Genomic DNA, 14,424 nt, shown 5'->3' on the forward strand with positions numbered 1-14,424 from the left:
ATATAATAGGACATGGTATAATGTTTTTTATTGGAGGAAAACCAAGTTATGAAAACTGATAAGGAAGCGAAAGCCCTACAAGTCATTCCCAACCATGTAGCGGTTATCATGGACGGCAATGGGAGGTGGGCCAAGCAAAGAGGTTTGGTCCGGACTGAAGGCCACCGGGAAGGCTTGGAGGCAGTCAAAAGGGTAACCAAGGCTGCCAACAAGTGGGGAGTCAAGGTGTTAACCTTGTATGCTTTTTCCACGGAGAACTGGAAGCGACCTCCCCAGGAAATTAAATACTTAATGAACTTGCCTATCGCTTTTTTTGACAAGTTTATGCCAGAATTGATGGAAAATAACATCAAAGTCATGACCTCTGGGACGGAAGAAGGCGTTCCTGGTCGGACCATCAAAACGGTTCAAAAGGTAATCGACCAAACCAAGGACAATGATGGCATGGTCTTGAACCTGGCTTTTAACTACGGTAGCCGGGAAGAGATTACCCGGGCGGTCCGATTGATTGGCCAGGACATTTTAGACCACAAGTTAGAGCCCAAGCAAGTTGATGACAAGCTGATTGCTAGCTACTTGTATACCAATCCTTTAGGCCAGTATGCGGATGTCGACCTCATGATCCGGACTAGTGGGGAAGAGCGGTTAAGTAACTTTCTCCTTTGGCAAAATGCCTATAGTGAATTTTACTTTTCTCCGCTTTATTGGCCTGACTTTAATGAAGAAGCATTTGATGAGATACTAGAGGAATACCAAGGTCGCAACAGGCGGTTTGGAGGCCTCTAACCAGGTTCAAAAGGATGATGAAATTGTTTCAAAGAATCGAAACAGCCATTATACTGGTTGTAATCTTAATTCCCATATTTGTCTACGGGTCCTGGCCCCTTCAACTGGCCATCCTATTTTTGGCCTGCCGGGGTTTGTTTGAAATCTTGCGGATGATTGACATCCCCTTCTTTAGCCTGCCTTCTCTTTTAGCCCACTTATCGATCGCTTTTATTGTTTTTTCGGACCGGCTAGGCCCCAAACTTCCGACCTACCTTGAGGTCCACCATATGATCGCCTTGATGACCCTATTAATGTTGATATCGGCGACAGTCCACCAGTCCTTTACCTTTATCGATGCCGGCATTGCTGTTTTAGGGATTATTTATATTGGTTACGGCTTTTATTCTATGTATTATATTCGGGAGCAAGACGGCTTCCTTTTAATCTTGATTGTCCTAGCAACGGTCATCTCGGACACTGGCGCTTACCTGATTGGGAGTTTCTTTGGCAAACACAAGCTAGCTCCCATCCTCTCGCCCAATAAAACAATTGAAGGGTCCTTAGGAGGCGTTTTGGCATCTGGCTTCTTGATCTTTATTATCGTATCCTTATTTCCCTTCCTACCCATGACACCAGTGGTCGGTGGCTTCATTGCTATTATTATTGCCATTGCTAGCCAATTTGGTGACTTGATTGAATCGGGGATGAAGCGGGAATTTAATGTCAAAGATACGGGAACGATCCTGCCAGGCCACGGTGGTATTTTAGACCGGTTTGACAGCTTAATCTTTGCGACAACCCTAGCCCTCATCTTGGGCATTGTTTAGCTGAAAGGAATTTTTATATGATCGAAAGTATACTAATATTTATTGTTGTCTTTGGGCTTTTGGTCTTTTTCCACGAATTAGGCCACTTTTACTTCGCTAAACGGTCAGGGATCTTAGTCAGGGAATTTTCCATTGGCTTTGGCCCTAAAATTTTTAGTGTTAAAAAAGGGGAGACGGCCTATGTCATCCGCCTCTTGCCCCTGGGTGGTTATGTCATGATGGCTGGTTATGAAGAGGAAGAAGACTTAAGACCGGGCATGCAGGCCTACTTGACCCTGGACGAAAACGACCGGGTGACCTTGATTAATTTAAACGATGACCTAGACCAGGTGGATAAATTAGTGATTCAGATGACTGACTTTGACCTGGAGCAAGACCTCTACCTCAAGGGCCATGTCTTCGGGGAAGAAGAGGAGACAAGATTTAAAGTAGCCCGGACTGCTAGTATCAAGCGGGAGAATGGGGTGGAAGTCCAAATTGCCCCCCTAGACAGGCAATTTAACCATGCCCCTTTGATGGCCCGGATTTTAACCAACTTTGCAGGTCCCTTAAACAACTTTATCCTGGCTATTGTTGCTTTTATTCTTTTAGGTTTTATCCAGGGTGGGGTCTTAAGTAATGATCCTGTTGTTGGGGACGTTCAAGCTGATTCTCCTGCTAGCCAGGCGGGGCTACAAGCAGACGACCGAGTTCTATCCGTTGATGGCCAGCCGGTGGAATCCTGGTTGGACTTGACGGCAGCTATTACTTCTAATGTGGAAGAAGAGACCGAATTGGAGGTCCAACGGGAGAACCAGACCTTGCAAGTTAGCCTGACACCGGAGTATGCTAGTCTTGAAGATGGGAGTCAATATGCCCGGATTGGGATTTTGCGGGACATGGAGACCTCCATTTCCTCCATCTTGGCTTTTGGCTTTACCGAAACCTGGACCATTATCCTAATGATTTTTGAAGCCTTGGGACAGATGTTCACCGGTAGTGCCGGCCTAGACCAACTCGGTGGGCCAGTTGCCATTTTTGCGGTTACCGGGTCAGCCTTCCAGACTGGGGGCTTCTTGGCCGTTTTAAACCTTTTTGCAACCTTGAGTGCCAACCTTGGTTTAGTGAACTTAATCCCTATCCCAGGCCTGGACGGTGGGAAGTTGCTGCTTAACTTCCTTGAAGCCATCCGGGGTAAACAGTTAAGCCAGGAAAAAGAAATTGTCCTCACCCTGGTTGGGGCAGGTTTCTTGGTTGTCTTGATGTTGGTCGTTACTTGGAATGATATTACGCAATTTTTCTTTTAAATACTGAAGGAGTGTTTGGCAATAATGAAGCAATCGAAATTATTCTCACCGACTCTAAGGGAAGTGCCTAGTGATGCCGAGGTGAAGAGCCACCAGTTGATGCTAAGGGCGGGCTACATCCGCCAAGTGGCAGCAGGTGTTTACGCTTATTTGCCCTTGGCACGCCGGGTCTTAGACAAGGTTGAGGCTATCATTCGGGAAGAGATGGACAAGGTCGGGTCAGTGGAGATGACCCTACCTGGCCTCATCCCGGCTGATTTATGGAAAGAAACTGGCCGGTATATTTCTTATGGAGAGGATTTAATTAAGCTGAGGGACCGTCACGACCGGGACTTTATCTTAGGCCCAACCCATGAAGAGACCTTTACCGACTTGATTCGCAACACCATCGATTCTTACAAGAAATTGCCCCTCTCCCTTTACCAAATTCAAACCAAGTTTCGTGACGAAAAACGGCCTCGGTCAGGGCTTTTAAGAGGACGGGAATTTATCATGAAAGATGCCTACACCTTCCATGAAGACTATGCTAGTTTGGATGAGTCTTATGAAGCCATGAAGCAGGCCTACCACAATATTTTTACCCGGGTTGGCTTAAACTACCGGGCTGTCATTGGGGATGCAGCTGCTATGGGGGGACGAGACTCCATGGAATTTATGGCCCTATCTGATGCCGGTGAAGACATTGTCGTTCACTCCGACCAGAGTGACTATGCAGCCAACTTGGAAATGGCAGAAAGCTACTACCAAGCTGAGCCAAGTCAAGCCCATGCCTTAGACCTGGAATTAGTGGAGACACCCGGTGTGACCACTATGGAAGACCTTGCTTCCTTCTTGAAGCTGAGCCTCAAAGATACCTTGAAGAGTGTCCTGTTTATAGTGGACGAAAAAATTCCGGTCCTAGCCATCACCCGGGGGGACCATACAGCCAATGAGGTGAAGGTCAGAATGGCCTTGGATGGAAAAAAAATTGACCCGGCTAGTGAGGATCAAATCAGAGAACTTTTCCAAACAGTCCCAGGCTACGCAGGTCCAATTGGCTTGTCTGACCAAGTAACAGTGGTCTTGGACCATCACGTGAAAGACATGGCTAATACGGTCACTGGGGCCAACCAGGAAGGCAAACACTATAAAAATGTCAACCCCGACCGGGACTTTGACGACTGTACTTATGCTGACATCCGGATGGTAGAAGAAGGCGATCCTTCTCCAGACCAAAAAGGTCAACTTGTCTTCCAAAAAGGGATTGAATTGGGCCACATCTTTAAACTGGGCACCTTTTACAGTGAAGCCATGCAGGCAACCGTCTTGGACTCCAACGGCCGACCAACTCCGGTCATTATGGGAAGTTACGGGATTGGGGTTAGCCGACTCTTGTCAGCTGTTGTTGAACAAAATTCGGATGACAAGGGTATTGTCTGGCCAGAACAATTAGCTCCTTTCCAGGTCCACTTGGTGCCCATTAAATGGACCAACGATATTCAAGGTCAGCTGACAAAAGACATCGAGGCGGCCTTGACTGCCCAGGGCTATGAGGTCTTAATTGATGACCGGAATGAAAGACCGGGGGTTAAATTTACCGATGCCGAATTAATCGGCATTCCTTATCAAATCACCATTGGCAAAAAAGCCAAGGATGGTATAGTGGAAGTTAGCTCAAGACGGACCGGTCAAATGAAAGAAGCTAAGTTAGACCAAGTATTGGACGCTATTCAATCTTTTAAAGAAGACTAAGAAATCATTTGCAAAATTAGCTTTAAAAGGGTTCAGGACTTTCGTATCTGGCCCTTTTTGGCTCATTAGAAAGCAGGGCAAAGATGTCACTCAATCAAAAAGAAATGTATCAAGTATTGATGCAGCAAGTCCACTTAGAAGAACACCTACAAGACCGACCCCTTCTTAAAGCCGGCAGTTTGAAGCAAATTGTTGTTTACAAGGCTCAACAAGCCTGGGACCTGACCCTCCAATTTCCTCAGATCCTCCCTTTTAAGGACTTCCAAGTTTTGGAGTCTGCCCTCTTGCAGCATATCCCAGAAGTCAACCAGATCCATTTAAGGGTTGATGCCCAAGATGACAGTTTTGACCAGGACCTCCTCCAGGACTATTGGCCTAAGGCGGTGAAGTTTAGCGGAGTCGATTCTCCCCTTTGCAATGACTTACTAGACAAGACCCTCCCTTATCTAGATGGGAAGCAAGTTTACTTTGACCTGGACCATGAAGTGACCCGGGACAAGTTTGACCATGACTTCCTACCTCGGATCCAAGCTGGCTACCAGCAAGTGGGCTTTCCCAACCACTTTAAAATCAAGGCTAGGGTCGATGCCCAGAAAAATTCAGATCAAATTGCCGCCTTCCGTAAAGAAAAAGAAGAAAAAGACCAGGCCTTGTCTCAAGAGCTAACCAACCAATTTATCAAGGCCAGCCAAAAGAAAGAAGAAGGGGGATCCAAAGCCAAGTCGGAGGCCTTGAAGATGGGCCGGGCCATCCCTGACCACGAAACGATTACCCAGATGGTTGATGTGGAAGAAGAAGAGAGCCGTCTGACCTTTGAAGGATACGTTTTTGATGTGGAGATCAAATCCCTCCGGTCAGATAGAAAGCTCCTTCTCTTTAAAATGACCGACTATAGCTCTTCCTTCCTATTCAAAAAATTCTCTAATAATTCTTCTGACGAAGCCCTATTTGACCAAGTCCAAGAGGGAATGTGGCTCAAGGTTAGAGGCAGTGTTCAAGAAGATACCTTTGTCAAAGACCTAGTTGTCATGGCCCAAGACATCCAAGAGGTCAAAAAAGAACCCCGGCGGGACCTGGCTAAGGAAGGGGAGAAGAGGGTGGAACTTCATGCCCATACCACCATGAGTCAGATGGACGGTTTGGTGCCGGCCAAGGATTTGGTCAAGCAAGCAGCCGCTTTTGACCAACCGGCTATTGCCATCACTGATCATGCTGTAGTCCAATCCTTCCCAGAGGCCCATTATGCTGGCTTAGACACTGGTGTTAAAATTCTTTACGGTGTGGAAGCCAATTTGGTTAGTGATGGCGAATTGGTAGCATACAATCCGGCCGATATAAAGCTGGAAGAGGCAACTTATGTGGTCTTCGACGTGGAAACAACCGGACTATCGGCTCGTTATGACCAAATCATTGAATTGGCCGCTGTGAAGATGGAAAATGGGGAAATCGTTTCTGAATTCCAAGAATTTATTGACCCAGGCCAGCCCTTGTCTGAGACTACGACCAATTTGACCGGGATCACCGATGACATGGTCCAAGGATCCAAAAGTGAAGACGAAGTCCTCCATGCCTTTCAAGCCTTTTCAGAAGGCACTGTCTTGGTCGCCCATAACGCTTCCTTTGACATGGGCTTTATCAATACGGCCTACCAACGACATGGCCTAGGACAAGCTGACCAGCCTGTGATTGATACCTTGGAATTGTCCCGCATGCTCCACCCAAACTTGAAAAGCCACCGGTTAAACACTCTGGCTAAGCGGTATGACGTGGCCTTAGAACACCACCACCGGGCCATCTATGACTCGGAGTCAACGGCTAAACTCTTGTGGATCTTCTTAAAAGAAGCCAAAGACCAATATGACATGACTAGCCACCAAGACTTGAATAGCCAGGTGGGGGAAGGCGAGGCTTACAAGCAGGCCCGGCCAACCCATGCCAGTATTTTGGTCAAGAATCAAAAAGGCTTGAAAAACCTCTTTAAAATTGTCTCCCACGCCCATGTCAACTACTTCTACCGGGTTCCCCGTATACCTAAGTCTATCTTGAGCAAGTACCGGGAAGGCCTTTTGGTTGGGTCTGGTTGCGGACAGGGAGAGCTCTTTGAGGCTATTATGCAAAAGGGCTATGACGAAGCCTTGGCAGTTGCCCAGGACTATGATTATATTGAAGTTATGCCCAAGTCAGCCTATATTGACCTCTTGGACCGGGACTTAATCAAGGATGAGGCAACCCTTGAAGAAATGATTGAAAACCTGGTTAAAATAGGCCATGAACTTGATATACCCGTGGTAGCTACAGGGAATGTCCACTACCTAAACCCAGAAGATGCCGTTTTACGGGATATCCTCCTGGAAACTGCCAAAAAGGGCGCCTTCTCCAAAGCCCGGAACCCAGAAGTCCACTTTAGAACAACAGATGAAATGTTAGAAGAGTTTTCCTTCCTAGGCCAGGACCAGGCTTATGAGATTGTGGTCACCAACACCCAAAAAATTGCTGATTCTATCGAATCAATCTCTCCTGTCAAGGAAGGCCTCTATGCCCCGAAAATGGAAGGGTCGGACCAAGAGATACGTCAGATGAGTTACAAGCAAGCCAAGGCTCTCTATGGCGACCCCTTGCCAAGTATTGTAGAGGAAAGGCTCGAAAAAGAGTTGAAGAGTATTATTGACAACAATTTCTCTGTCATTTACTTAATTTCCCAGAAATTGGTCAAAAAAAGTGTTGAAGATGGCTATTTGGTTGGTTCCAGGGGGTCGGTTGGGTCAAGCTTTGTGGCCACCATGACCGGGATCACAGAAGTCAACCCACTACCGCCCCACTACCGCTGTCCTAACTGCCAGCACACCGAATTCTTCACCAATGGGGAAGTGGGGTCCGGCTTTGACTTAGAGGCCAAAAAATGTCCGGAATGTCAAAGCCTAATGGAATCAGACGGCCACGACATTCCCTTCGAAACCTTCCTTGGTTTTAATGGGGACAAGGTGCCAGATATCGATTTGAACTTCTCAGGTGAATACCAGGCCAAGGCCCACAACTATACCAAGGTTTTGTTTGGAGAAGACCATGTCTACCGGGCTGGGACCATCACGACGATTGCTGACAAGACGGCCTTTGGTTTTGTCAAGGGTTATGAAAGGGACAAGCAGATAAACTACCGGTCGGCTGAAGTGGACCGGCTGTCAGATGGTTTAACCGGAGTGAGACGGTCAACCGGCCAGCACCCAGGAGGGATTATCGTCATACCGGATGACATGGATGTGTTTGATTTCACCCCCATCCAGTACCCGGCTGACGACCAGACGGCTGAGTGGCAAACTACCCACTTTGACTTCCACTCCATCGACGAAAACGTCTTGAAGCTGGATATCCTGGGACATGATGACCCGACCATGATCCGAAAACTCCAGGACTTGTCCGGCTTTGACCCTCAAGAAATACCGGTAAGTGATGAAGATGTTATGAAAATTTTCTCAGGCCCGGAAGTTCTAGGGGTGACCCCAGAGCAAATTTTCTCCAATACCGGAACTCTCGGAGTACCTGAATTTGGTACCCAATTTGTCCGAGAAATGTTAGAGCAAACCCACCCCTCTACCTTTGCTGAACTCTTGCAGATCTCAGGCCTCTCCCACGGGACAGATGTTTGGCTGGGCAATGCTGAAGAATTAATTCGCAACCACAACATTCCCTTGTCCGAGGTGATCGGCTGCCGGGATGATATCATGGTCTACCTTCAACACCAAGGTCTTGAAGACAGCCTGGCCTTTAAGATTATGGAATTTGTTCGTAAGGGTCGGGGCTTGCAAGATGACTGGATTGCTACCATGAAAGAAAATGATGTTCCTGATTGGTATATTGAATCCTGCAAAAAAATCAAGTACATGTTCCCTAAAGCCCACGCAGCTGCCTATGTCTTGATGGCCCTTAGGGTAGCTTACTTTAAAGTCCACTACCCCCTTTACTACTACGCTGCCTACTTTTCCATCCGGGCTAGTGATTTTGACCTGATCGCCATGGTCAAGGGCAAGGAAGGCATTAAGTCAGCTATGAAGGAAATCAAGGACAAGGAAAGAGAACAAACTGCCACAGCTAAGGACAAGGCCTTACTTACCGTCCTTGAAGTAGCCAATGAAATGGTTGAACGGGGTTTTGACTTCAAGATGGTGGACATCGACAAGTCCCAAGCCAAAGACTTTGTCATCGAAGACAATGGCCTTCGTGCTCCATTTAGGGCAGTCCCTTCCTTGGGGTCCAGTGCCGCCCAGGCTGTCATTGATGCCAGGGAGGACAGCGACTTCTTGTCCAAGGAAGACCTATCAAAACGGGGCAAGTTGTCGAAAACGGTCATGGACTACCTGGACAATAACCATGTTTTAGACCATTTGCCGGACGAAAACCAACTTTCTCTCTTTGACTTTGAGGGGGAATAAGAGAAGAAACCAGTTAGGATCAGCTTTTGGTCCAAACTTGCATCAGGCTAGGAGACCTGCTATAATAGGTGTCGTGCCAAAGGTAAATAAAGGAAAGGAGTGAGCGAATTATTCGCTCACTCTTTTTGATGACAAATTTTTGATTAAAGAGGTGAAGGCTTTGAAGATCCAAGATAAAGTTTTGGACTTGGCGAAACCCTTAGCTGAGGACCTAGGTTATCAGATTGTTGACGTTGAATACTTAAAAGAAGGTCAGAATTGGTTCTTGCGGGTCTATATTGACCAAGCTGGTGGGGTAAGCTTGGATGACTGCACCCAATTCAGTGAACAATTAAGTGGACTCCTGGACCAGCAAGAGACTAACTTTATCCCTCAAGCATACTATTTAGAGGTGTCTTCTCCTGGTGCTGAGCGCCCCCTTAAAACGGCAGAAGACCTCAAGCAAGCAGTCGGATCTTATATTCATGTTAAATTGTATGAAATGATTGGGCCTGACAATGCATTTGAAGGACACTTAAAAGAAGTCGATCAAGACACCATTACCCTGACTGTTAAGGTCAAAACTCGTAAAAAAGATGTTGTGATTAACCGAGATAATATCTCAAAAGCTAGACTAGCAATTGAATTTTAGACTGAAGGAGAGAACTATGAGTAAAGAATTGGCTGGCGCTTTGGAAGTTTTAGAGAAGGAAAAAGGAATTTCAAAAGATATTGTCATTGAAGCCTTGGAAGACGCCTTGGTTGCAGCATATAAAAGAAATTATGGGACCTCTCAAAATGTGGAGGTCAATTTCAATGATGCTTCTGGGGATATTACTGTCTACCAGGTCAAGGAAGTGGTGGAAGAAGCAGAAGATACCAATAGTCAGATTGCCTTGGTGGATGCTAGAGAAATCAACCGGGCTTATGAAGTGGGGGACAAGATCAAATTTGAAGTCACACCCAAGTCTTTCGGTCGGATAGCAGCCCAAACAGCCAAGCAAGTTGTCCTGCAAAGAATGCGGGAAGCAGAGCGGTCCATCATTTACAATGAATATATTGAATACCAAGATGACCTCATGACGGGTACGGTTGAAAGACAAGACAACCGCTTTATTTACATTGACTTGGGCAAGGTGGAAGCTGTTTTGTCTAAGCGTGACCAAATCGAAGATGAAAGTTACAATTCTCACGACCGGATTAAGGTTTATGTTAGCAAGGTGGAAGATTCTACCAAAGGCCCCCAAGTCTTTGTCAGCCGGACCCACCCCAATTTAATCAAACGTCTTTTTGAACAAGAAGTTCCTGAAATTTATGATGGGACTGTTGAGATTGTTTCTATTGCCAGAGAAGCAGGAGACCGGTCCAAGTTGGCTGTGACTTCCCACGACAGCGAAGTTGATGCTGTTGGGACCTGTGTCGGTGCCAAGGGAGCCCGGGTCCAGGTTGTCGTTGATGAATTAAACGGGGAGAACATGGACATTGTGGAATGGGACAAAGATCCCCGCATCTTCATCGAAAATGCCTTGAACCCAGCTCAAGTTTTGGCTGTTCAATTTAGTTCAGATGACCATTCCTGCCGGGTTGTCGTCCCAGATTACCAACTTTCCTTGGCCATTGGTAAGAAAGGGCAAAATGTTCGTTTAGCTGCCAAATTGACAGGCTACAAAATTGATATTCTACCTGAAAGCCAGGTTAATTTGGAAGATGGGTCCTTTGAAGACGGCGGAACTTACCAGGTTGACGAAGAAGTAGAGCCAAGTGAAGCTGAGCCAGGAGATGAACCAGTAGCGGATAGCCTTAACCAAGAAAGTCAAGAATTAGGAGACCAAGCAGAAAATCCGACAAATCTAGAAGGTTTGGACGAGTTAGAAGATGGTCAAGCCAGTGTAGGAGAGGAAGAAGATTTGGACTCGAGCTCGGCCGAGCTAAGCCAAGATGATGAATCTACCCTTGACGTAAACGAAGCAAGTGACCTAGACCTAGATGAATAGGCTAAGTACCTGTTTAGAATAATCGATCAGACCCAAGCTTAAGGAGCTGGTAGCTTGAAAAAGAAAAAAATCCCGATGCGGAAATGCGTTATTTTAAATGAAATGAAACCCAAAAAAGACATGGTCCGTATTGTTCGCGACAAGGAAGGTCAAGTTTCCATTGACCCGACCGGAAAGAAAAATGGTCGAGGAGCTTATGTTTCAGTTGACCCTTCCATTATCGAAGAAGGCCGGAAAAAAGATGTCCTAGCCCGGGCCTTAAATACGGAAATTCCAGATGATTTTTACCAGGAACTCAAAGAATACGTTGAATACACTCAGGCAAGGGCAGAATTATTAAATGAACAATAAAGACAAGGCCTTAAATCTTTTGGGCCTAGCCCAAAGAGCAGGCAAGTTGGTGACCGGTCAAGGACCTGTTTTAGAATCCATCCGGTCCAAGCGGGGCTACTATGTCATCCTGGCCAAGGATGCTTCGCCCAGGTCCATTAAACAATTTACCGACAAGTGTCACAGTTATGAAATAGCCCTGAATTTAGACTATACAAGTGAAGAAATTTCCCGAGCAATTGGCAAAAACCGCAAATCTTGTTCACTCACGGATAGGGGGTTTGCCAAGTCTTTTGCCAGTTTACACAGATGATAGAAAGGTGATTGTATGAGCAAAATGCGTGTTTACGAATTTGCCAAAGAAATCGACCTCCCTAGCAAAGAGGTATTAGAGTTAGCCAATGAAGCCGGCTTGACCTTTAAAAGTCACATGGCCTCTATTAGCGACCAAGATAAACAAACGATCAAGAATGCCTTAGCCGATAGACAAAATCAGAGTCAAAAGCAAAACAAGCCTGACAATAATTCGAAACAAAACAAGACCGAGAATAACCCTAAGCAAGGTAAGACAGGCCAAAATCAATCTAAGCAAGGCAAGGGCAAAAGCAAAAATACTTCCAAAAACAAGCCAACTAAGGGAAACAAACAAGGCAAAGCAAATAACAAAAAAGCAAAAAATAAACCTACTCCTAAGAAAGAAGGCAAGCAAGATAAACAGGGAAAAGGCAAGGAAAACACCAAAATGAACCCGCGTAAAAGAACGACAGACGAAACCGAAAAAGGCGAACAAGGCAAGAACCGTAAGCAAAAACGGAGTTCTAGACAGCACCGTGGGATCCACGGCGGACCAGCTGGCAACCGTAAAAAACAAAAACGAAACAAGCAAAAACAGGGCAACCAGCAAGCAAATCCAACCCCCCGCAAAAATAAACCTCTACCAGAGTCAGTTGAATATTCTGAAGGGATGACTGTTTTTGAACTGGCTAAAAAACTCCACCGGGAACCAGCCGAAATTGTTAAAAAACTCTTTATGATGGGAGTTGTGGCCAACCAAAACCAATCATTAGATGCGGATGCCATTGAATTGATCCTAGCTGACTATGGGGTGGAAGCCAAGGAAAAAGTTGAAGTGGATATTGCTGACTTTGATAATTACTTCGACCAAAAGCCGGTTGAAGAAAACCTCAAAACCCGTCCAGCCGCTGTCACAATCATGGGACACGTCGACCACGGCAAGACCACCCTCTTGGACACCTTACGGGAAGCCAATGTAGCTGAAGGCGAAGCTGGGGGGATTACCCAGCATATTGGGGCCTACCAGGTAGAAGTTGACGGTAAGTTAATCACCTTCCTGGACACCCCTGGCCACGCTGCCTTTACCACCATGCGGGCTCGAGGAGCAGATATTACCGATGTCGCTATTATTGTAGTGGCAGCTGATGATGGAGTGATGCCTCAGACAGAAGAAGCCATTAACCACGCTAAAGCAGCAGGAGTTCCGATTATCATAGCCGTCAATAAGGTTGATAAACCAGATGCCAACCCCCAAAAAGTCATGCAAGAACTAACCGCCTATGAATTGATTCCAGAAGACTGGGGCGGGGATACGATCTTTGTTGAGATTTCTGCTAAGTTTAACCAAAACCTTGATGAGCTTTTGGAAATGATCCTTTTGGTGGCTGAAGTAGAAGAACTTAAGGCAGACCCAAGTCGGAATGCTATCGGTAGTGTGATCGAAGCGAGACTGGACAAGGCCCAAGGACCAGTAGCAACCCTGCTTGTCCAAGAAGGAACCCTCCACCATGGGGACTCCATCGTGGTCGGCAACACCCATGGCCGGATTCGGACCATGACTAATGACAAGGGACGCCGGGTTAAGAAAGCTTTGCCATCCACACCCGTTGAAATCACCGGCTTAAACGACACACCCCAAGCTGGGGACCGTTTTGTCGTCTTTGAGGATGAAAAAACTGCCCGTCAAGTTGGTGAACGCCGGGCCAATGCAGCAACTGAAGCCAGTCGTAAGGCCAGCCAAAAAATCACCCTGGACAACTTGTTTGATAGCTTAGAAGAGGGCGAGTTAAAAGAAGTTAATGTCATTGTCAAAGCCGATGTCCAAGGGTCAGTTGAGGCCTTGGTTTCCTCCTTAGAGAAAATTGATGTGGAAGGAGTCAAGATTAACATCATCCACACAGGGGTAGGAGCCATCAATGAAAGTGATATTACTCTTGCTTCTGCTGGGAATGCCATTATTATCGGCTTCAACGTTAGACCGACCCCACAGGCCCAAGAAAGTGCCGACCGGGAAGAAGTTGAAATCAGAACCCACCGTGTGATCTACAATGCCATTGAAGAAATTGAACAAGCCATGAAAGGGATGCTTGACCCTGAGTTTGAAGAAAAAGTCACTGGGACAGCTACTGTTCGTGAAACCTTTAATGTCTCCAAGGTTGGGACCATTGCCGGCTGTTTCGTTTCAAATGGCGTGATTAAACGATCCAGCTCAGTCCGTTTAATCCGAGATGGGGTAGTCATCCATGAAGGAGAACTATCTAGTTTGAAACGCTTCCAAGACGATGCTAAAGAAGTTTCCAATGGCTTTGAATGTGGCCTTACCATCGAAGGCTATAATGATATTAAAGTTGATGATGTTATTGAAGCTTATGAAATGGTTGAATTACCAAGATAGACAAGGAGTGTGACCCTATGCCGAGCCACAGACAAGGACGTGTCGCCCAAGAGATCAAGCGTGAAGCAACGGATATTTTGCGAAATGAGGTCCGAGATCCTCGTGTCGATGGGGTGACCATCACGGATGCTGAAGTGACGGCTGATCTTCAACACGCTAAAATATTCTACTCCACCTTGTCCGATGATGACCAAGTTAAGACTGAAACCCAAGAAGGACTTGACAAGGCAAGTGGATTGGTCCGAAGTGAAATTGGCAACCGGATTAAGTTGTTTAAGACACCTGAAATCCGTTTTGTCCGGGACGAATCCTTAGAATACGGCAACCGGATTGACCAAATTATCAATGAATTACACCAGGAAGATTCAAACTAACTTGTTTGCCTTAAGTAAG

11 protein-coding genes are annotated in these 14,424 nt (G+C 46.3%); all 11 read left to right on the top strand.

Annotated elements, in window-relative coordinates:
* Positions 1–48 precede the first annotated feature (48 nt).
* The 11 genes from HMPREF9698_RS01620 to rbfA all read left to right on the top strand — a co-directional run bounded on the left by HMPREF9698_RS01620 (position 49) and on the right by rbfA (position 14,405).
* Positions 49–786, top strand: a complete 738-nt coding sequence (locus HMPREF9698_RS01620; protein ID WP_003776649.1) for an undecaprenyl pyrophosphate synthase — start codon at positions 49–51, stop codon at positions 784–786.
* A 17-nt stretch (positions 787–803) separates the two neighbouring features.
* Complete coding sequence (locus tag HMPREF9698_RS01625) at positions 804–1,595, top strand: phosphatidate cytidylyltransferase (RefSeq protein ID WP_245530954.1); 792 nt, start codon at positions 804–806, stop codon at positions 1,593–1,595.
* Between the two features lie 17 nt (positions 1,596–1,612).
* Entirely contained in the window at positions 1,613–2,881 is a 1,269-nt protein-coding gene (rseP, locus tag HMPREF9698_RS01630; protein WP_003776653.1) for an RIP metalloprotease RseP, read from the top strand.
* Between the two features lie 24 nt (positions 2,882–2,905).
* Complete coding sequence (locus tag HMPREF9698_RS01635; RefSeq protein ID WP_003776655.1) at positions 2,906–4,612, top strand: proline--tRNA ligase; 1,707 nt, start codon at positions 2,906–2,908, stop codon at positions 4,610–4,612.
* A gap of 83 nt (positions 4,613–4,695) precedes the next feature.
* On the top strand, positions 4,696–9,039 hold the full coding sequence (locus tag HMPREF9698_RS01640; protein WP_003776657.1) for a PolC-type DNA polymerase III: 4,344 nt from the start codon (positions 4,696–4,698) through the stop codon (positions 9,037–9,039).
* A 160-nt stretch (positions 9,040–9,199) separates the two neighbouring features.
* Positions 9,200–9,670: a ribosome maturation factor RimP gene (rimP, locus tag HMPREF9698_RS01645; RefSeq protein WP_003776659.1), complete on the top strand. Its 471-nt coding sequence runs from the start codon at positions 9,200–9,202 to the stop codon at positions 9,668–9,670.
* 16 nt (positions 9,671–9,686) lie between these two features.
* On the top strand, positions 9,687–11,012 hold the full coding sequence (nusA, locus tag HMPREF9698_RS01650; protein WP_003776660.1) for a transcription termination factor NusA: 1,326 nt from the start codon (positions 9,687–9,689) through the stop codon (positions 11,010–11,012).
* Between the two features lie 54 nt (positions 11,013–11,066).
* Entirely contained in the window at positions 11,067–11,363 is a 297-nt protein-coding gene (gene rnpM, locus HMPREF9698_RS01655) for an RNase P modulator RnpM (RefSeq protein WP_003776661.1), read from the top strand.
* Complete coding sequence (locus HMPREF9698_RS01660) at positions 11,353–11,655, top strand: L7Ae/L30e/S12e/Gadd45 family ribosomal protein (protein ID WP_003776662.1); 303 nt, start codon at positions 11,353–11,355, stop codon at positions 11,653–11,655. The genes rnpM and HMPREF9698_RS01660 overlap by 11 nt, the downstream gene beginning before the upstream one ends.
* A 15-nt stretch (positions 11,656–11,670) precedes the next feature.
* Positions 11,671–14,031: a translation initiation factor IF-2 gene (gene infB, locus HMPREF9698_RS01665; RefSeq protein ID WP_003776664.1), complete on the top strand. Its 2,361-nt coding sequence runs from the start codon at positions 11,671–11,673 to the stop codon at positions 14,029–14,031.
* Positions 14,032–14,048: 17 nt separating this feature from the next.
* Entirely contained in the window at positions 14,049–14,405 is a 357-nt protein-coding gene (rbfA, locus tag HMPREF9698_RS01670; protein ID WP_003776665.1) for a 30S ribosome-binding factor RbfA, read from the top strand.
* Positions 14,406–14,424 lie beyond the last annotated feature (19 nt).

This window comes from Alloiococcus otitis ATCC 51267, from assembly GCF_000315445.1.
Taxonomy (GTDB): domain Bacteria; phylum Bacillota; class Bacilli; order Lactobacillales; family Carnobacteriaceae_A; genus Alloiococcus; species Alloiococcus otitis.